Source organism: Flammeovirga pacifica (assembly GCF_000807855.2).
Classification (GTDB): domain Bacteria; phylum Bacteroidota; class Bacteroidia; order Cytophagales; family Flammeovirgaceae; genus Flammeovirga; species Flammeovirga pacifica.
In genome coordinates this window covers 1,207,931-1,229,482 of sequence record NZ_JRYR02000002.1, presented here as the reverse complement: position 1 = coordinate 1,229,482, position 21,552 = coordinate 1,207,931, and the positions used below count along the sequence as shown (strand labels likewise).

The window sequence follows — 21,552 nt, the reverse complement described above, 5'->3', positions numbered from 1 at the left end:
ATGCCTAAAATTTAAAAGAAGTGTATAATTACTAACTTCATGAATATAGGATTGACTTTTATAAGTTAAAAACCATAAATTAGAACTATATTCAAAAATCCGAATAACAAGCTACTTTTTTATGAATATGTACTATGATGTTTATCCTGATCATTTTAAGAAAACAACGTCATTGCAATTATTCTATGTTGTGTACAAGTTAAGAATGAAAAAAACGGATTAGATAATGTGTAACGGTACATATTGGTGAAATACTATTAAGTACCATATAAAAACGCTGTGTCAAATTTAAACACCAAAAACAAACTCTAACGGAAGAAAATCATGATAAAAAATAAAAAAGCCAAATGGATTGTAAGAGCATTATTGCTTAGTGGAACAGTTGTTTCTTTGTTTTTTGTGCCTTGGATTTTGGTGAAAGCTTGGATTTTACCGCTTCCAGATACTATTCAAGAACAAGTAGATGAGGCAATATCACATGGTTTTGATGGAATGATAGTATATGTGGACCAAGCAGGGAAGCCACCAGTTTTTTATACAGGGGGATGGAAAGATAGAGCAAAGAAAATTCCTGCCGATCCAAAATCATTTTTTAAAATTGCCAGTATTAGTAAGTTATATACCGCTGTTGCTGCCACTAAACTAGTGAAAGAAAATCGTTTATCTTTTGATAAAACACTAGTCGATTATCTTCCGGAACTCAAGGATAGGATTGAAAACTCTGATAAAATTACGCTGAGGATGATGATTCAACATCGTTCTGGTATTCCTAACTTTACAGATAATCCAGCTTATTGGGAAGACGAACAGCAAAATGGCAAGAATGCATTAGATTTTGCTCTTGATCTCCCAGCAAGTTTTGCACCTAATGAAGGATATGAATATTCAAACACAAATTATTTATTGCTTCGTAGAATTATGGATGATGTTTTAGGTCATAGTCACAATCAGTATATCAAAGAGAAAATATTGATTCCTTTGGATCTGAATAACACTTTTTTTTCTATTACAGAAGTAGATTTAGATGATGTGATGAGTGGCTACTATGTGGGTTATGAGGAAGACTTTAAAGATCATGAGTATGGAATGATGGCAACAGCAGAAGATGTAGGGACATTTATACGTGCGTTAAACGACGGTTCTGTATTCGAAGAAGGAGAAAAAGATATTTATCCTTACGAATATAATCACGGAGGTTTGGTGATTGGCTACCAAAGTCTAGCAGAATACCACAAGGATATTGATGCGGTAGTAGTCCAGTTTATTAATACTACAGATTTTAATGGTTACGAATGGAACCTATCGGAAATTACAATTAATCGAATTGTAGAAATCATAAGAAAGAAAACGAATAACAATTAAAAGCAGAATGGCTTAGGAGAGTGGTATCAAAAGTGAAGGTGCTCTCATTTAAATCATCGGTTTAGTAAATTGATAAATGGAAATACCTACAAAACAAATGTATCTTATTTAAACCTGTTAGATATTCATTTTGTTAATGAAGTTTGATCAAGTTTCCTTTATTGGAAACAAAATTGCACATTTGTATTATCAGTTTCCAGAAGAGGAAACTATGAAAGATAAAGTACTGATTCTAAATCAATTTTTGTCTTGAAAATTAAGAATAAATTAAACTGTTAATGAAGTTTGATCAAGTTTCCTTTATAAGAAACAATTTGTCACATTTGTAATGTTAAGTTACTTCAACAAGAAAAAAAAGATCAACTCTCTAATGCTATAAAAAAATGAAGATAACATATTTCATAAGAGAATAATTAAAGTAATTGTTAGAAAGTGGTTGTAAATATTCTATTTATTATCTCTTCGAGTTATATTTGTTTCCTAAATTGAAAACTTAAATTCTCATTACATCTCAATCAAAGTTGAATAGGAAATAATGGATCGAAAACAATTATTAGAAATCTTTGCACAAGCCCATAAATTTGATGGCTTACCACCTCTAGCAAATAAAGTTATAGGAGCCTTTTATTTGACCGATAATAAATACTTATCTTTTGATGAGATTATTGAATTGGTTGAATCTTCTAAGGGTGCTGTGAGTAAAGTACTTAAGTTGTTGATAAATATCCATAGAGTACAATATATTCCAGATCCTAAAACTCCTAGAAAACGCTTGTTTTATCTTGACCCCAAAGGAGGGAAAGGATATATCCAAGAAGTGGTTCAAGGACTGAATATGCAGACGGAAATGATAAAACAGTTCCAAAGCATGAGGTCTGAACATGCAGCAAAAGATATTAGTGAGCTTATTCAAAGCACAATTGCTTTTAATGAGGAAACTATTAAATTTTTGCTAAAGAGTAGTAAAAAGTATTATGAATAACATTTATTAATTAAACATTTTTATTCGTATTACGTATATAATATTATAGTACATATTTAGTTTCCTTCTGTGGAAATAATAAAAAACCACAAAAATGAAAAACAATTTCCTATTCTGGGTGAAGATATACCTACCCATGGTATTGATCTCCCTATTTGCTATCATTATTACACTTTAGTGAGTGTAAATCTATCCTAATTATCATTACATACTAAATCTATAGGGCTTTATTTATCATTCATTTAGCCCGGTTAATCTAATATCTATTTAGTTTCCTGAGACGGAAACTACACTATCTATCATGAAAAAAATTATTATCATAAGTTTTCTTCTTATCGGTTTTATGGATCTTCATGCCCAAAACCAATTGTCTATTGGTATTATGGCAGATATGAAGTCTTTAAAGACAGATAGTCTAGACGCCACCTTAAAAGGTGAGATTCAGTCTTTATTGGGTCATAAATATGATCTAAAATATTCTAAAGTACTTTATAATGAGCATAATATTAAGAAAGCCAAATCTCAATACGATGAATTGGTGGCCAGTAATTATGATGTAATCATCTCATTTGGAGCTACAAACGCATTAATGTTCCATGATTATAATATGGAATTTACAGTTCCAACGATATTAGCAGGGTTCATTAATCAAGATTTTATTGATCTACCATCAAACTCTAAAACATCTGGTATTAATAATTTCACTTATTTGATTACTCCCTTCTCAATTACAGATGATATCGTATCATTCAACTCGTTAGTTGAAAGTAAAAAACTAGGAATTGTTGTTGATCACTTCCTTTTAGAGAATTTTCAAATAGAAGAAGTAGTAAATAAGTTAGGAATCAATTATAAAATGATTTCCATTGACAATGCTTCAGATACTTTAGATTTTCTAAATGATATAGATGCCATTTATTTTAACAGTACTGAACAACTAGATAGTTTACATTATGCTCAAGTTATAGAGAAAGTCAATAGCTTAAAATTACCTTCTTTTTCTGCTTATGGTATAAGTGATCTAGAAATGGGAGTAATGGCGACTAACCAACCGAAGGTAAATTTCCCTCAGATTTTTAGAAGAATTGCTTTATCTATTGAATCGATTACTAGAGGTGAAAATCTAGCTGATTTACCAGTTAAAGTGAATTATAAAAAAGAATTGACAGTCAATCTGGAAGTAGCCGAATATATCGGGATTACATTTAATAATAGTGAGATTGTAAACATCAATTTTGTTCAAAATACAGTAAAGCTGGAGGAACAACCTTATACGCTAAAAAGTGTAATGAACATAATGGTGCACAATAACTTAACGCTTGATACTAAAAGAAGAGATATCGCAATTAAAGATCAGGATGTAAGGTTATCTAAATCTAATTATTTACCTGAATTAGGTGTAAATGCTGGTGGTACTTATGTAAATGCAGAAATGGCGGAACTATCTTTTGGACAGAATCCTGAGTACAGCATGGCAGGAAATGTACAACTAAAACAAACCATTTATTCTGCAGATGCTTCTACAAATATCAAGATTTCTAAACTGGCTTTAGAAGCTGAAAAAGAGGAGTTTAATGCATTTGAACTGGATCAATTGTTCGAAGTAAGCTTGGCCTATTATAACACACTGATTTATGAAACTAATAAAAGTATACAACTTCAAAACCTTCAATTAACGAAAGAAAATTTAAGGTTAGCAGAAGAAAACTTGGAGTTAGGTGTAGGAGGGAAATCAGATGTATTAAGATTCCAAAGTCAGTTAACACAAAATGTACAGTCGTTAATTGAAGCAAAAAACACAGTAGGTCAATCTCATCTAGCTTTAAATAAGTTATTGAATTTGCCAATGGAAGAAAGAATTGCTTTAGACGACAGTTTATTACTATCTAAAGTTGGAATTGATAGTGATTACGAAGGCTTATTAGAACTCTTAGATCAGCCAAGAGACCGTTTATTACTAACTAAGTTTTTAATCAGTGAGTCTTTAACAAACTCTCCAGAATTACAAAGCTTAAACTACAACAAAGAGTCTTTATTAAAGAATTATAAGTTAAACCAAAATGGTCGATTCCTTCCAACTGTAGCTTTACAAGGGCAATACAATCAGTTTTTTTTAAGAGAAGGAGCAGGAGTGAGTATGCCCACTGGCTTTCCATCGGTGCCTTTAAATAATTATAATGTTGGTTTGAATGTTTCCATCCCTATTTTCCAACAAAACACAAGAAATATCAACAAACAAAAGTCTAAAATACAGATGGATCAATTGTCTGTTCAGAAACAAGATTATGAACAAAACATTGAAAAATTTATCCATGAAGGTATTATAGGGTTGATAAACGAGATTACGAATATCGAAATATCAAGAGCTAATATGAGCATTGCAGACAAAAATTTAACCTTGTCTCAAAGTGAATATACCAACGGAATTATTCCAGTAGTACAATTAATTGATGCTCAGAATAATTACTTGGAAGCTAAAATGTCTTTTTCGACAGCACAATACAATTACTTTATCGTTTCAATGCAGATACAAAGAGCCATGGGTTATTTCTTCTTGATGAACTCAAAAGAAAACAATCAGGATTTCCTTTCTCGTGCAGAACAATATATCAGAAATAATTAATTCGAAAGAAAATGAAAAATACTACAATCGTTGCCTTCTTCCTTACTGTTCTAATTTTTAATACCTCTTGCAAAGAAGAGAAACAAGAAGCAAAAAATGTATTTAGAATAGTTCGCTATACAGAAGTATCTTACTCAGATTTAGATAATGCAAAGTCTTATAGTGGCAAAGCTGTTGCAGATCAGGAAATGGAATTAAGTTTTAGAAGTTCTGGAATTATCACTGAGAAAAATGTAAAAGTTGGTCAGAATGTTAAGCAAGGAGAATTATTAATGAAATTAGATAATATCCAAGCTAAGTTAACTTACGAACAATCTGTAGCTGCTTTAAATACAGCCAAATCTGAAATGTATACTGCAAAATCAGAATTTGAAAGAGGAAGAAAATTATATGAGCAAGGAAATTATACCTTAAGTAAATACCAAAGCGTAATGAATGCTTTTGAGAATGCTTCCAATCAATATGCTTCTGCCGAAAGAAAATTAGCCATTGATAAAGAACAAGTAAGAAATGGTTATATCTACGCTCCAAAAGATGCAGTGGTAGCAGAAGTAAATGCTAATTTGAATGAAACAGTAAGTTCAGGACAATCTGTGATTTTATTAAATGCAGGTAATGATTTAAATGTAGAAGTTGGAGTACCAGAAAATACCATTAATAATATTTATGTAGGGATGAATTCAACTTTGACTTTCAAGTCTATAGAACAAACAGTAAGTGGTAAAGTGATTGAAGTTTCACCTATCTTGGATAGAGAAAATGCAACTTTCCCTGTGAAGATTAGACTGAATGATTCTTCTAAAAAAATTCATCCAGGTATGCTTTCAGATGTGAAATTTGACTTTGAGCATATCGCTTCAGAATACAATATGGTATTACCATTAAGCGCCATTGGAGAGGATGCAAAAGGAAATTTTGTGTATGCCATTAAGCCTCTTGAAGATAGCTTAGGAACAGTGACAAAACAATATATAAAAGTAGGAGATTTGACCGATAGAGGAGTGGTAATCAATAGTGGTGTCGAAGTCGGACAAATAATCGTAACCGCTGGTCTACAGACATTGATAAGTGGCCAAACAGTAAAATTATAATTATTACCTCATCTACTATTCATCAAATATCATGATTAATTTCGCAAAGTTCTCTATCGAAAAAAACCGTATTGTTCTTAGTGTTTTAGCCGTTGTAATGTTAATGGGTATGGTTTTTTATCAAGGCTTATCTCGTGATAGTATGCCTCCATTTACTGTACGTGTTGCTACTATCGTTTCTGCTTTTCCTGGGGCAAGTCCTGATAGAGTAGAAGAGTTAGTAACAGATAAAATAGAAAAAATTGTTCAAGAATTACCAGAGTTAAAAAAGGTATCTAGTGATTCTCGTACAGGTTTATCTGTTGTACAAGTTGAGCTAAAAATGGATGTTACTCCAGAAGAGTTACAGTCTGTGTGGGATAGGCTAAGACGTAAGCTGGATAAGATGAACGATCTTCCTGCCAATGTTCATCCTGATTTACAAGATGAAGGCATCGGAGAAGTGTTCGGTATTGTTGTAGGGATTGCCAGTGACGGTTTTTCTTATGCTGAAGTGAAGGAACTTGCTGATGATTTAAGAAATGAATTGATAATGTTAGATGCTGCTGCTAAAGTAGAGATCAACGGTGTACAAGAAGAGAGAGTGTTTATCAAATTTGATAATGCCAAGTTGAAAAATTATGGTTTAACATCAAGTAGTTTAAAGTCGGTGATTAGTTCTACAAACATTTTAAATTCTGGTGGAGAAATCAATTATAAAAATGAAAGAATAGTTTTAGAGCCTTCAGGAAATTTTAATGATGTGGAAGATATTAAAAATGTACTTATTCCTATCGGTAATAAAGGAAGTGTGATCACACTTTCAGATGTTGCTGATGTGAAGAAAGGCTATATCTACCCTCAAAAACAAATTGTAAAGATCAATGGTCAACAAGGAATGACTTTGCATATTTCTTTAAAAGAAGGTAGAAATATTCTTCATTTAGGGGAAGAGGTAGATCAAGTTATCGAAGCTTATCAAGAAGTATTGCCGGTAGGTTTAGAGGTATCTCGTACTTCTTCTTTAGATCATTATATCGATCATAAAATCACAGACTTTGAGGGTAATTTAGTACAATCTATTCTTATTGTATTGGCTGTTATGCTTATCTTCTTAGGCTTCAGAACAGGTTTGATCATTGCGAGTTTAATTCCAATTGTTACCATCACTACTTTTATGGTAATGGGCTTACTTGATCTTGGAATCAACCAGATTTCTTTAGCAGCTTTGATCATGGCTTTAGGTATGATGGTGGATAATGGTATTGTAGTAGCAGAATCTATTATGGTAAAGATGGAAGAAGGGTTAGAGGTGAAAAAAGCGGCAATTGACTCTGTTCAAGAGTTATTCTACCCACTTTTAATTTCTACATTAACTACTTCTGCCGCTTTCTTATCATTCTTCATGGCAGAATCTATGATGGGTGATATTATGGGACCTATTTTCTCGGTCATCTCTATAGCATTAATTTCTTCTTGGATTATTTCACTAAGTATTATCTCTTTAATGTGTGTTTACTTTATGAAAGTATCTCCTCAAAAGGCAGGGAAAAAGAAGTTTTTAGATCGAATGATTGAAGCCTTAAAATCAGGTTATCACCAAGTGATTTTATGGTCATTAGAATATAAAAAGACGGTGGTATTTAGTGTAGGAGCTATGTTTGTGTTGTCTATTTTATCTTTTGGATTATTAGATGTTTTATTCTTCCCAAATAGTGATAGAAACATGATAACTATCGATATTAATTTACCACAGGGATCGAGAATTGAAGCTACGCAAGAACTTGTACAAGAAGTAGAGAAATATTTTAATGAGGAACTTAAGGTAAACGATATGCGTGAAGAAGGAATTGTTTCTTGGACCACATATATTGGTGAAGGACCTTCTTCTTATGATCTTGGATATAATGCAGATGAGCCTAATGCTAATTATGCACACATCTTAGTGAATACGTCAGATCAATTGATCAATATAGATTTAATCAATAAAATTGATGCGTACTGTTTCTTAAAATTCCCTGATGCCGATATTAAATCGGGTCTTTTAGGAGCTGGTGGTGGTGGTGCACCTATCGAAATTAAAGTATCTGGTAACGATCCTGATCAATTACAAGTGATCGCAACTTCTATTAGAAAACAACTTTCTGAAGTAGAAGGAACTAAGAATGTAAAAGATGATTGGGGTCCGAAAGGTAAAAAGTTTGTGATAGAGATTGATCAGAGTAAAGCCAAAAGAGCAGGCATTACTAATCAAGATATTGCAGAGTCTTTACAAACTATTTTAGATGGTTATACCATAGGAGAATACAGAGAAGACGAGAAATCAATTCCGATTTTATTACAAAGCGAAGAGAGTGCTAATATATCGTTATCAGTATTACAAACATCTAATGTTTACAGCCAGAATTCTGGTAAAAGTGTACCGTTAAGTCAGGTGGCTAAGGTAGTGCCAGTGTGGCAATACACTCAGATCAAAAGAGAACAATTAAAAAGAACAATTACTGTAGAATGTGAATTAACCGAGAACGGTAATGCAAATGGTATCATGGCAGAAATGAAACCTTGGTTAGCACAAGAAAATAAAAATTGGGGGAAAGGTTATACTTATACCTTAGGTGGAGATGAAGAAGAAAGTGCTGAAAATATGGGTGCTGTGTTCCAATACTTACCTTTATCAGCTTTCATTATTGTGATATTATTAGTGATGCAATTCAACTCTTTCCGTAAAATGAGTATCATTATTTGTACAATACCTTTAGGTGTGATCGGAATGGTGATAGGGTTATTGATCTTCCAAGTTCCATTTGGTTTCATGGCTTTCTTAGGAATTATTTCTTTAGCAGGTATAGTAATCAATAATGCAATTGTTTTAATAGAACGTATCGAAGTAGAGGAGAAAGAACTAAAGAAACCAGCAAAACAAGCCATTGTCGATGCCTGTTTACAACGTTTCAGACCAATTATTCTAGCTACATTTACTACAGTACTTGGTTTAATTCCTTTGTATTTAGGTGGAGGAGCAATTTGGGAACCTATGGCCGTTACAATTATGGTAGGGTTGATGTTCGGTACAATCATCACTTTAATCTTTATCCCAGCTTTATATAGTATTTTATTTAAAACGAATAAGATAGCATAACATAATTAACAACTAGGACTAGACTAACAAACAAACAAATCGAAAATAAATCTAATCTAATCTAATCATCAATTTAAGAATACTAATCTTATGTCAATCATTGTTATACAAGCCGTTGTTTCTGCTTTGTCAGTGCCAACGGAAATGGACAACATCAACGTGCACTTAAAAACGGGCGAGGTAGTTTCCGTAACACAGAGAGAATGGAAAAAAGGTAAAACTTTTAGTGATCATCAAAGCTTTGTTTTTATCCGTAAGTCTGAAAAAAAAGTGATAAAAAAAGAGGAGATCGATTACATCAGATATGAATCTTATAAAACGCACTCAAAGACTGCGAATTTTATGGAGGAGTATGCTAAAATTCAGGATTTGTCTTTAGAATCAAAGCAATATTATCATTCAAAAAAGATGAAAAAAGCGAAGTTGTCTAAAGCGATGGCCGTAGGATCTTTGTGTGCAGGAGTCGTGATCAATCCATTTATATTTATTGTAACTCCAATTCCTATTTCTCAAGCAATTGTTAGAAAAATCAAAGTTGATAAGCAATTCTGTCTGACAGGCAAAGCATGGAAAGAACTTAAAAAGAACAGAAAAGAAAAAATTAAATCCTATAAACTACCCACTGTCTAATCACTATCAATCAAAAAATGAAACAATTAATAACAAGCCTTTTTATTATCCTAATGATGACCATTGTTCCTTTTTGTACCTCTGCAGAAGATAAAGGAGATCCTTTTGACAGAGGCATAACCAACAGGACATTTATTCCTAAAGGCCAATGGTTGATAGGGGCAACAATCAATTATTCGGAACACATGAATGATAATTATAGTTTCTTAGTCCTAAATCAATGGGACGGAAGAGGTCATAATTTCGGTGTAAGTCCTTTCTTTGGGTATTTTATTAAAGACAATTTTGCTATTGGAGGGCGATTTACCTACCAGAAAAGCAGTCTAGAAATTGATCAATTGCATCTTGATCTAGGAGATGATATCAACCTATCAATAGAAGGGTTATCTCAATTATCTCAGACATTTTATACTTCTTTTTATATTAGAAACTATATCAGTTTAGGTAAAAGTAACCGATTTGGTTTATTTAATGAAGTGGGTATATCATATGGTTATGGGCAGACAAAAAACAAGTCGAATGGAGATCATGCAGAAGATATAAGAGGAATTTTTACGACAACAAATGAACTTAATATTGGTTTATCTCCAGGAATGGTGGCCTTTGTCAATAATAATCTGGCCCTTGAGGTAAAAATGGATGTGATCGGATTTAATTATAAACATGTCGATCAAAATGAAAATCAAATTAATACAGGTTCAAGAAGAACAAGTAGTGCCAACTTTGATTTGGACATTTTCTCTTTAAATATTGGTTTATCGTTATTCATATAATATCATGCAAAAATATATATTCTCTTTCATCAGCTTATTAGTTTTAAGTTCTTGTTTGAAAAATGATATTCCATATCCTTATATTTTTGGTAGTGTAAATTCTTTTCAAATAGAAGGGCAGAAAGGTAATGCCATTATTTCTGATGAACACATGACAATTGAGGTTAAGGTACCTTATGGAACAGATTTAAGTCAGTTAAAAGTAGCTGATATTGATATCATTGAAGGAGGTACTTTTTCTCCAAAGAAAGAAGAAATGACAGATTTTACTCAGGGTATTGACTTTATGGTAACTACCTATCAAGACTATACATGGAGTATTTCTGTTATTGAAGACGATTTTAATATTGTCATTCATCAATTAGAAATAGAAGGGCAAATCTCTTCTGATATTGACGAATTGAATCAAAAAATAACAGTTATAATACCGAATAATCTATCGATAGAACAACTGAAAGTAGTATCATTTGATTATTTTCCTACTTCTGTGGAAGCAGTCCCCAATATTTTTGAAGTGGTAGATTTTACAACACCTCAAAAAGTATCTTTTGAAGGAATTGAATGGACGATTGAAGTGTTATATGAAGATGATAACATTGAACTTGTAGGCGATCAGATAGTCTTTTCAAATTTTATGAGTTGGTATTATGGAGGTAGAAAAAGTGATGAATCAAATAATAGTAGAAAATTCTATCTTCCGGGAGAAGAATTTGATACTACTCCTTGGAGATCAGGAGATGTTGGTGCTGCAGATTTAATTATTCCTACAGGAGTAGAAACAGTATATCCTTCTCCATCTATATACAATTATGAATACACAACATTAAAAACAACTTCAGCCTTAGGTGTTGTGGCTGCAGGTTCTTTATTTGTGGGTGATATTCAAGGAAGTGGTTTGGTAAACGTGCAAACAGATTTTGGAATTCCATTTACAGATAGACCAAGAAGCTTTACTACAAACATTCAATATATTCCAGAAACATATAAAGGGGATTTAGACCAATGTGACATCTATGTATTATTACAAGTGAGAGAGGGAAGTGGTGATGACGAGAAAAGATACCGATTGGCGACAGGTTGGTTTAGATCTGATGAAGTGATGTTGAATTTTAAAGAGTTAAATATTCCTTTATTGTACGGCAATCATAACGATTTAGCTCCTTTTATGATGCCTTCATCATCTAACACTAGACTACCAGAACATGGCTTTGCATCAACAGATTTAGAACCCACACATATTGTGGTCGTTTTCTCATCTAGTTTTGATGGTGCCAATTTTAATGGAGGAGTGGGTAGCGAATTAAGAATAAAAAACTTTGATCTAAAGTATTAATCAGCATTTGATAAATAACTTTCTGGGCAAGTTTAATTTATAAAATTTAGAATGAAATAAATATCAAAATCATGAAAAAGTTTCAAAGTAATATAATAACAATAGTAATATACACGTTATTTCTAATCGTATCATTTCACTTTTTTTCTTCAATAGATCAATCCAATTCACAAAAAAGTTGGAGATTGAAAGAACTAAAAATAAATCATTAGTAGTTGATAGTTTATAAAAATGTAAGGGAGAAACAAAGACCCCAAAGGTTTTGCTTTTGGGGTCTTTGTTTGCTATTTCAAGGTATACTTAACAGTATTTTTTACTTTTAAAGAAGTCCCATCAAAAGTATAGTCAGAAACACTATACGTTGCTTCGCTTGTTTTCTTCATGATCAAACTACCTTGCTGATCGGGTAAAAACAGTTCTGCCTCATCTGCTTTTTTGATAATGTAAGCATTGGTTGTTTGGCCTTCATTAGAAGGAGATAAGGTAATACCTGCTTCCCATGGTCGAACACATTCTTTTTGAAGTGCACTCCATATATAACCTGCAGAAGCTATACAACCATGGGCATCTTTATCGTTACCAACCATTTGACCTTGTTCTTTACTATTACTCTCTTTTTGCCCACAGGCACTTAAAAGAAGTAAAGTGATAAAAATTGTAATGTTTTTTTTCATTTTGTATAATTGATTTTACCAGAATTTCCACCAAGCTGTAGCAGCTTTATTATCATTAATATTTGTAATAGTATTCACTTTATCATCAGCGGATTCTATTACATATTTTATGTCTATTAATGCAATATTACCACTAGCAATTTCCCAACCTTTTATAATCGGATTTTCTCGGATATCACTAACTAGTAAGCTGAATATAAAATCTGAAAAGGCATTTTCTTCTATACTATTAGGGATAATATTAATGATAATCTCTCCTGAAAAATCATTATCGGCAGCTTCAAATATATCTAAGACCACTTCAAAAAGATGATTTGATAGTGTAGAAGCATTGTAATGTCCTGCAAACAATTCTTTGATGATTTGTTTGTCTCCATTTACTCTTGATATACCGGATAGATAGGGTTGATCAATCTCTTTGAAGGTATCTCTTTTTATAAGTTGAACAGGAAGTGGCTCCTCTTTACTTACTAGAGTGGGATTACCTAGTTTTTGAAAAGGTTCTCCTAACTCTAAACCCTTAAATCTTTGAATAAACATAATTCCATTTGGAGAACTAGTGTCATATCCTTTCACAATAATCGCATCATGTTTGGTCTCCTCAAAAGGTACTTTACCTTCTAGGCACATTATGATTTGATCGTATTGTTCATCGTCATTTCTTAGAGTAGAAGAAAAGGCTTCTAAAGGATTTCCTTCAACAGCAACTCTCACAAGTTTAGATTGCCCATTTTTATAGAGCATCATGAAAGGCACAAATGGTACTTCAAGATCATGTCGAGAATAGAGGGCATAGTCCATGCCTGAAAAGATTGCTTCTTCTAGTTTTTGGTTACCTTGGAATACATCCATGATATTTTTTTATTGGTTTTTTAAAAAGTTAATCTAAAATAGTAAAAAACATGATAAGCTATTATTAATTTCACTTATTTTTTTGAAGAAATAATAATCCTATGATAGGTCCGATGCTTAAAAAAGTAAATAAATAAGTGGGTGTAATCAACTCTTGTAAAACACTGATTAGCTGAATGCTGATGATTGTAATACTAAAACCAAGACAATTGACTATCGTTAAAGCGGTCCCTTTTAATTCTGCTGGTGCATTTTGAGCAACAAGGGTAGAGAACAATGGAGAGTCGGCAATAACAAACATTCCCCAAAGAAATAAAAACAGAAGAAATAAAGGAGCTGAGGGAGACTGAAACAAAATGGGCGATATCAAACAACATATACAAGATAAGAATAATGACCATTGGGCAATTTTCTTGACACCGTATTTATTGGATAAATAACCTCCGATAACACAAGCAATACTTCCAACACCAATTATAAGAAAAGAGAAAAGAGGTACATTAATATTTAATTGATGATTGGAGGAATAGGCGCTCAACATTATTGGAACAAATGCCCAGAAAGTATACAATTCCCACATATGACCAAAATAGCCAAAAGCAGAGGATTTGAATGTTTTATTTCTAAAAATGATAAGTATCGCTTTACTATTAAATTGAGAAGAAGATTTTCTAAAAGGACCATCAGCAGCAAAAAGCAACATCAAGAAAGCACCAGTGATTGCTAAAAAAGAAGTAGCTACAATTACATATTGCCAGGGAAATGAATGGGTTAGTACCTTTAATAAATGGGGGAATGCTGTGCCCAAAACTAATGCACCCACTAAAAATGATAAGGACTTTCCTAAACCTTTTTCATAATAATCTGCCGCAATTTTCATCCCCACTGGGTAAATACCCGACAAAAAAAAGCCTGTAAAAAAGCGGATTGACATAATAGAAAGTAATGAATGTCCGTCCCAGATAATACCTAAGTTAAAGAGTCCCCCTAAAAATGCAGAAACAAAGAATACTTTTGAAGGAGAAAAACGGTCGGTGATTGTAAAAAGTGCAAAGACTAATGTTCCGAAAATAAACCCTAGCTGTACCACAGATGTGAGACTTCCTAAGGCGGAAGGTTCAAGCTGAAGGTCATTCACAAGATCACCCATTACTGCATTGCTAGCAAACCATAACGAAGTACAACAAAATTGAGAGATAACAATAAGAGGAAGGATGAGTTTATTTTGCATTAAATGTAAAAGTTGTTGATTGATAAGTACGAATGTAGTTGTATTTGTTTGTTTGAACAAATAAAATTCTGCTATAAATTTTAAATATTTCAGATCTTTAAGAAAATATTTTTGCAACTTAGAATAGTATTGTTTTACTTTTAACAATTATGAATTATATAAGAGCTACATACCGACTATTCAAACTAAGTATTGCCACAATTTATTATTTGCTTTGGGGTTACTTTCAAATCCTTTTAGGAAAGGATCGTGATTTGGTTTCTCACCAACTAAGAAAGAATTGGGGAGAGAAATGTTTATCGATTCTTAAATTTGATGTATCTGTTCAGAATACATTGGAGCAAGATCCTAAAGGTTTGATTATGGCAAATCATAGAAGTTACATTGATGTGCTAATCTTGTTTGCTTTATATCCTTCTAGTATAGTTGCAAAAAGTGATATAGGTAAATGGCCAATTCTTAGCTTTGCTGTAGGTTTAGCGGATATTATTTTAGTAGATAGAGGAAGTATGAATTCTAGGTTGAATACTATGAATGATATCAAGGAAAGATTAGAAAAAGATAAACGTATTATTCTATTCCCAGAAGGAGGTATAGGTGACAGTCATTTTCCTCAAAAATTTAAAGGTGGTAGTTTCCTTATAGCCTCTCAATTAAATACTACTGTCACTCCAATAACACTTTGGTACGAAGATAAAAACGATGCTTGGGTGGGAGATGTAAGTTTCTTAAAACACTTTTATCTTCAAATGGGTAAGAAGAAAAGCCATGCTAAAGTAAAAGTGATGCCTCCAATTTATAACGAAAGAGCTCGTGCTTTAAGTCAAGAAGTCTTTGATTGTATACATCAAGGAGTAATAGAATTTGAAGAAGGAGTAGAAAATAGTTTATGTGTTTAGTTTAATTTGTAAACCCACTCAATTAATTTAATAAGTTTCTATTCAAGGGATAATTTTGATATATAGTGTAAATGGACAAAAATATTAAACTAATTGAAAAAGAGATTTATGATAAATGCTCATTAAGCATTTCAGACTTTACATTAGAGACCGAAAGTGTAGACTATTATGCATGTCAGTTTAAATTAAATGAATGGCATATTATTAGTCGTAATGCCAAAATAACACCCAAGAAAGTAGGGCAGTTTGTAACCTTTTGGAAACGAAATAAAGAAAAAACTATTGCGCCTTTTGATGAAAATGATTTTCTAGATTTTTATACAGTAAACGTGAGGACTGAATATGAATTTGGTCAGTTTGTATTTCCAAAATCAGTGCTTATTGAAAAAGGAATTATATCAACAGAAAAAAAAGAAGGAAAACGTGGGTTCAGAGTTTATCCTATTTGGGATACTGTAACAAGTAAACAAGCAGAAAGAACTCAAAAATGGCAGTTAAATTTTTTTTACCAACTAAACAATCAGACTGATATAAAAAGAGTGATGGCATTATATGGTCAAAAATAAAATAAATTATTTTGTGTATTGCAATATTAAAAAACCACTAAAGCCCTGGTTTCATCAAATCTAAATCTTGATATTCAAAAATTTTACTTTTAAATTGTGCTTGTCTTTCTACTATCAAACAGCAAACTATTTTTTAAACTGTTGGAAGTATTTTTTATGCACAAATGTTATCAAGTTTCTTTTATATAATGACAGAACATTAAAGCTATTATATAAACACATTGTAAAAAAAGTGGTCGATCAAATGAATAACTGAAACCAATTTTTTTAAGAAAAAATATAAACCTTATGAAAAACAATAACTTCTACAGAAGATTTCAAGGGAAGGCCAACTCCGAATTAGCACAAATTATAAATAATCCTAAGTCTTATACTGAAGATGCATTAATAGCTGCAAGTCAAATATTACAAGAACGAAAGTTGGAGTTTTCTGAAGACCAGAAAGAGACGATTGAATTAATTGAAACACGAGTAAAAGAAAAACAATTTGAAGAAGAGAATAGCATAGAAGAGAAAGAATATTTTACTTTAACAAAAAGGGGAATTGCACTTTTTATTGATTTATCAATTCTTTCTGTAATAAGTTATTTCTTTGGATTTTTACTTATTGAGACCCCGTTGATTAAAGCACCGTGGGAACCAATACTAAGTTTGGTAATTATACTCGGGTACTTTACAGTTTTTAATAGTTCTATCGGTAAAAGAACATTAGGTAAGAAGGTGATGGGATTAAAGGTGAAAGATTATAACTTGAAACCTTTAAAACTTACCAATTCATTCATCAGATATAGTCTTTTAATTTCCCCATTTTTTGTTTTCAAAATTTTGAATTATTTGTCTTTTAACTCTTTTGGTGTGCTAGACGGTTTGAAATATACTTATTATGTAGGTATTGTTTATTTTATGATTACAGACAAAGAGCTTAGAAGAAGTTTCCATGATTTGATCACTAAGTCTTTTGTAAAACCTGAAAATCGTGATGAGACCAATTTCAACTACTCCATTAAGAAGCTAAAAGCTTTTTACTTTATTGCTTTTGGAATTATTACACTGTCTATCATTCTGAATGTGAATTCAAGGTCAAATGCAACCACGGAAACAGTTGATTTTGAAACTCAAACCCAACAACATCAAACTATTTTAGATGATAATACGTCAATTATTGAAAACATGATTATTGAAATTAAGGGAATTGAGGGTGTCGCAGAAATTGAAGGAATTAATTTTAAGATCATCAACGGAACAACAAATTTAGAAATCATTATTAGACCTAGTTACCTTTTTATGAAAGAGGATTTAGAAAATCAAGTGTATGAAATCTTCAAAAGTAAAGAGTTAAAAGTAGATAATCTTAAAGTCATTAAGCACATTGGGCTTGATATGACATTAGCAGAATTCAATATGACTAGAATAAAAAATTACGAACAATGACTTTAGATAAAACCCATCTGTGATGACAAAGTTTAAATTCATAAATTGTAATCTTATTATCACATAGACGAAGCAAATTATTTTCTAAACAGGTGTGTAATAATTATTTTTTGATAGAAAAGATGGACTTATTTAAGTCATAAGCAAACTAAAATGAAACAAAGAATATTACTAATAGGATTTTTGATTTTGTCAATCAATATTTTTGCGAAATCTGAAAAAAAATTCTGGGAAAGCTATAAAAAAGCCGATTTCACAACAGCGAGTAGAATAGGAGAAGAACTAGGGAACTCAAATATTGATTACCTATTTTTATCTTCCATATGTAATCACAATAACTATGATTACGATGTATACTATCAAAAATCCGATTATTACCATCAATTTAAAAATGGTAATTATGAGACATTAGAAAAGTTACTCAAAAAAAATTATGATGAAGAGGATTATTCAATCAATAATTTAATGGGAATTATTAAAAATCAAATTCCTTCAATTAATTTAAAACCTGCTGTGACTTATTTCCAAAAATCATTAGAATTAAAAAGTAATAACCCAATTGCACACAATTATCTTTCAATGATTTACATCCAAAATGGAGAGATTGATAAAGGAATTGCTTTTGCTCAAACAGCCATAAAGGAAGATAATACTTATCCAGAACCTTACAATAATTTGACTTTTGGATATTATCAAAAAGGAGAGAATAAAAAGGCTTCTGATAACTTGATTGAGTGCATGAAAATGTGTTTAAAAAATACAAATAGTACCTATCAAAACTTTATTCAAATCTCTTGCAAAGAAGTTACGCTCTTACTTAATAACACAATGATTGGTGTTCCAAGTTTTAGGGATAATGCATATAGAGAATATTTATTTACTGAATTAAAAGGTAGAAATAATACCTTGTTGAGTTTGGCTAATCAGTTTTATGAATACAATAGTTACAAAGAGGTAAATTTGATCTTAGATGAAATCAAAGTGGATAAGTCAAACCAAGGTAAATTCTATTTTTTAAAAAGTATGAACTCTTTAATGGCTGGTGATACGATTCAGCATAGAAAGAATTTAGATCAATTAGTTAGAATTAAAGCGGTCGAATATACCTTAGATGTAGGTAATTACTGTTATGCAAATCAAGACATGAATTTAGCTCTTGAGGCCTATGAAAAAGCAGAATCAATTATTAATTCAGAGGAGTTAAAAGTAAAAATATTAGCGAATATAGGAACAGTAAACTTACAACTGGGGAAATATGAAGAAGCTATTAGTACGTTTGAAAAAGTACTAAAAATAAATGCTAAAGATGATATAACTCTTACTAATCTTGGAGCAACTTATTTTTTTAAAAACGACCATGTGAAAGCAAAAAAGTATTTACTAGAAGCGAAAAAAAATTGCACTTCACAAAATCAAATGGATGCAATAGAACTATGGTTGAATAAGGTTGAATCAAAATAAGAGGGAAGACCTGAATTAAACATAAAAAGACAAAAACTAGGTCCACAAATTATTGCTGGACCTATTTTTATTTACCCAGAGAATATGGGGGTAATCGGAGATAAAAATTCAATCATTTGATTATAAAGGTAGTTTAGAGACTAAAAAAGTATCCCTGCGTCATTAGAAATACTCACAGAAAGGATTTTTTTACTGACAAGTACTTTATTGATCTTAGGTGTAAATAATTTTGTGTATCACCAACATGGAGTAATGACTACTGAAATTGGTAATGATATCATGTAAATCAGAAATTTCTGAAAATACGATTGATATAACTTTTTTAATCCCATTGGGATACTAAACAATAAATGAAATGAAGAAATTAGTTAGCTTTTTATTTGGAGTACTTTTACTTCAACCACTGTTTGCACAGGAAAAAGGAATCATGAATAATAAAGACAGCGAGCATGTTGTTTTTAAGAGTATCAATATTGGTGACTGTAAATGGACAGAGGGTTTTTGGGCAGACAAATTTAAAGTTTGTGAGGAAGCGATGATTCCTTATATGGGCGAAGTATTAACAGGAGATGTTGGTCATGCTCTGAACAATTTTAAAATTGCAGCAGGCATGAAAGAAGGGGAGCATAAAGGCATGAAATGGCACGACGGTGATTTTTATAAATACATGGAGGCCATGATGTATATGTATGCTCAAAATGGAGATGAAAAGCTGATTTCTACTTTAGAGGAATACATTGATATTATTGGTAAAGCCCAAGCAGAAGATGGGTATCTTCAGACTCAGGTTCAAATTACTGATAAGGAAAGATTTGGTAACCGTCAGTATCACGAAATGTACAATGCGGGTCATTTAATGACAAGTGCTTGTATTTACGAACGTGTTACGGGTAAAACTAATTTCTTAGATATTGCTATCAAGCATGCTGACTTCTTATACGAACAATTTTTACCTGAAACACCAAAAGAACTGATGCGTTTTGGGTTTAATCAAACACAAATTATGGGTTTGGTAGAATTGTATAGAACAACAAAAGATCAACGTTATTTAGAATTAGCAGAGCATTTTATCAACTTAAGAGGTAAGTCTAAAATTTGGCCGGACGCAGTCGCTAATTATAAATTTATTGGCGATATGGTGCAAGAGAGAACTCCACTTAGAAAAGAAAAAACAGCAGAAGGACACGCAGTTTTGGCTTTGTATTTCTATGCAGGTGCGGCGGATGTATATGCTGAAACGGGAGAGAAAGCATTAATAAATGCATTGGATCGTTTGTGGGGTGATGTAGTAAATAAAAAGATGTATGTAACAGGTGCTTGTGGTCAAACTCACCATGGGGTTTCATCTCATGTAGATATGATTCATGAAGGCTTTTTACAGGAATACATGATGCCTAACTTATCGGCTTATAATGAGACTTGTGCTAATATCTGTAACGCTATGTTCAATTATAGAATGTTGGGGTTACATGGTGAGGCAAAGTACGGTGATATTATGGAGTTGGTATTATTTAATAGTGCTTTATCAGGTATTAGTATTGAAGGAAAAGAATATTTCTATGCCAATCCTTTAAGAGCATGTAAACTGGGATATAAACCCAAAAATAATACAGAATTTGTTTCACGTAAACCTTATATTAAATGCTTCTGCTGTCCTCCTAACTTAGTTCGTACAATTGCTAAAGTTTCTGGATGGGCCTATAGCTTAACTAAAAATGGTGTAGCTGTCAACCTTTACGGTGGAAACGAATTAAAGACAAAAATGTTGGACGGTTCGGTAGTAGAATTGACACAAAAGACGCAGTATCCTTGGCAGGGATCAATTAGTGTAACAGTCAATAAAGCCAAGAAAACACCTTTTGATATACAAATGCGTATTCCAGAATGGGCAAAAGGAGCTACATTAAAAGTAAATGGTAAGAATGTTGACACTGAAGTAGTTGCAGGTCAATATGCTACAATTGAAAGAAAGTGGAAAAAAGGAGATGAGATTAGCTTAGAATTACCAATGGATATTAAACTATTGGAAGGTAATCCTCTAATTGAAGAAGTGAGAAACCAAGCGGCTATCAAAAGAGGTCCTGTGGTATATTGTGTTGAATCGCCAGATCTACCAAAAGAGACTTCAATTCTTGATGTATATTTACCAGTGAAGTCTAATTTTACAGCTACTTACGATCCTAACTTATTGGGTGGCGTAACTACTATTAATGGTACAATGAAGATAAGAAAAACGAATAAAACAGAGATGTATAACGAACTATCTTCTAAGACTTTTGTAGACTACTCTGCTAAACTTGTTCCTTACTTTGCATGGGCAAATAGAGGGGACGCAGAAATGACTGTTTGGGTACCAATTGTTTGGTAATCGTCATCAATATAAATATTTATAAAAAGGTTGTCTCATAATTAAAAGAGACAACCTTTTTTTGTGAAGTAGATGGTAAGAAAAAATACCGTCATAAGCTGTTATAATAGATATTACTCTTCCTTTCGAATGTACTTATCATAATTTCATGCTAAATA

At 31.9% G+C, this 21,552-nt stretch carries 16 protein-coding genes; 13 read left to right on the top strand and 3 right to left on the bottom strand.

Annotated elements, in window-relative coordinates; all coding sequences use genetic code 11:
• Positions 1-324: 324 nt before the first annotated feature.
• The 8 genes from NH26_RS23550 (at position 325) to NH26_RS23515 (ending at position 11,912) form a co-directional block, all read left to right on the top strand.
• The gene (locus tag NH26_RS23550) at positions 325-1,362 is read left to right on the top strand and encodes a serine hydrolase domain-containing protein (RefSeq protein WP_044217071.1); all 1,038 of its coding nucleotides are present in this window, start codon (positions 325-327) and stop codon (positions 1,360-1,362) included.
• Positions 1,363-1,897: 535 nt separating this feature from the next.
• A complete protein-coding gene (locus NH26_RS23545) occupies positions 1,898-2,344 on the top strand; it encodes a hypothetical protein (RefSeq protein WP_052431688.1) in 447 nt (148 codons plus the stop codon).
• A 301-nt stretch (positions 2,345-2,645) separates the two neighbouring features.
• Positions 2,646-4,967: a TolC family protein gene (locus tag NH26_RS23540; RefSeq protein ID WP_044217069.1), complete on the top strand. Its 2,322-nt coding sequence runs from the start codon at positions 2,646-2,648 to the stop codon at positions 4,965-4,967.
• 11 nt (positions 4,968-4,978) lie between these two features.
• Entirely contained in the window at positions 4,979-6,058 is a 1,080-nt protein-coding gene (locus tag NH26_RS23535) for an efflux RND transporter periplasmic adaptor subunit (protein ID WP_044217067.1), read from the top strand.
• A gap of 31 nt (positions 6,059-6,089) precedes the next feature.
• Positions 6,090-9,176, top strand: a complete 3,087-nt coding sequence (locus tag NH26_RS23530; RefSeq protein WP_199880293.1) for an efflux RND transporter permease subunit — start codon at positions 6,090-6,092, stop codon at positions 9,174-9,176.
• 90 nt (positions 9,177-9,266) lie between these two features.
• Positions 9,267-9,806 (top strand): hypothetical protein, encoded by a 540-nt coding sequence (locus NH26_RS23525; RefSeq protein ID WP_044217065.1) that lies wholly within the window; start codon positions 9,267-9,269, stop codon positions 9,804-9,806.
• Between the two features lie 17 nt (positions 9,807-9,823).
• The gene (locus NH26_RS23520; RefSeq protein ID WP_044217063.1) at positions 9,824-10,579 is read left to right on the top strand and encodes an outer membrane beta-barrel protein; all 756 of its coding nucleotides are present in this window, start codon (positions 9,824-9,826) and stop codon (positions 10,577-10,579) included.
• 4 nt (positions 10,580-10,583) lie between these two features.
• Positions 10,584-11,912 carry a PCMD domain-containing protein gene (locus NH26_RS23515; protein ID WP_044217062.1) on the top strand — a complete coding sequence of 443 codons (1,329 nt, stop codon included), beginning with the start codon at positions 10,584-10,586 and terminating at the stop codon, positions 11,910-11,912.
• A gap of 284 nt (positions 11,913-12,196) precedes the next feature.
• On the opposite strand, the gene NH26_RS23510 is transcribed toward NH26_RS23515, so the two are convergent.
• The 3 genes from NH26_RS23510 to NH26_RS23500 all read right to left on the bottom strand — a co-directional run bounded on the left by NH26_RS23510 (position 12,197) and on the right by NH26_RS23500 (position 14,669).
• Positions 12,197-12,586 (bottom strand): hypothetical protein, encoded by a 390-nt coding sequence (locus tag NH26_RS23510; RefSeq protein WP_044217060.1) that lies wholly within the window; start codon positions 12,584-12,586, stop codon positions 12,197-12,199.
• 15 nt (positions 12,587-12,601) lie between these two features.
• Positions 12,602-13,438 carry a hypothetical protein gene (locus NH26_RS23505; protein ID WP_044217058.1) on the bottom strand — a complete coding sequence of 279 codons (837 nt, stop codon included), beginning with the start codon at positions 13,436-13,438 and terminating at the stop codon, positions 12,602-12,604.
• A 70-nt stretch (positions 13,439-13,508) separates the two neighbouring features.
• Positions 13,509-14,669, bottom strand: a complete 1,161-nt coding sequence (locus tag NH26_RS23500) for an MFS transporter (RefSeq protein WP_044217458.1) — start codon at positions 14,667-14,669, stop codon at positions 13,509-13,511.
• 149 nt (positions 14,670-14,818) lie between these two features.
• On the opposite strand from NH26_RS23500, the gene NH26_RS23495 reads away from it, so the two are divergent.
• The 5 genes from NH26_RS23495 (at position 14,819) to NH26_RS23475 (ending at position 21,394) form a co-directional block, all read left to right on the top strand.
• On the top strand, positions 14,819-15,568 hold the full coding sequence (locus NH26_RS23495; protein WP_044217056.1) for a lysophospholipid acyltransferase family protein: 750 nt from the start codon (positions 14,819-14,821) through the stop codon (positions 15,566-15,568).
• Between the two features lie 71 nt (positions 15,569-15,639).
• On the top strand, positions 15,640-16,134 hold the full coding sequence (locus tag NH26_RS23490) for a MepB family protein (RefSeq protein ID WP_044217054.1): 495 nt from the start codon (positions 15,640-15,642) through the stop codon (positions 16,132-16,134).
• Positions 16,135-16,422: 288 nt separating this feature from the next.
• Positions 16,423-17,565: an RDD family protein gene (locus NH26_RS23485; RefSeq protein ID WP_044217052.1), complete on the top strand. Its 1,143-nt coding sequence runs from the start codon at positions 16,423-16,425 to the stop codon at positions 17,563-17,565.
• Positions 17,566-17,718: 153 nt separating this feature from the next.
• Complete coding sequence (locus tag NH26_RS23480; protein WP_044217051.1) at positions 17,719-19,026, top strand: tetratricopeptide repeat protein; 1,308 nt, start codon at positions 17,719-17,721, stop codon at positions 19,024-19,026.
• Between the two features lie 355 nt (positions 19,027-19,381).
• Positions 19,382-21,394, top strand: coding sequence for a glycoside hydrolase family 127 protein (locus NH26_RS23475; protein WP_044217049.1), 2,013 nt, complete (start codon positions 19,382-19,384; stop codon positions 21,392-21,394).
• The last annotated feature ends 158 nt before the right edge of the window (positions 21,395-21,552 follow it).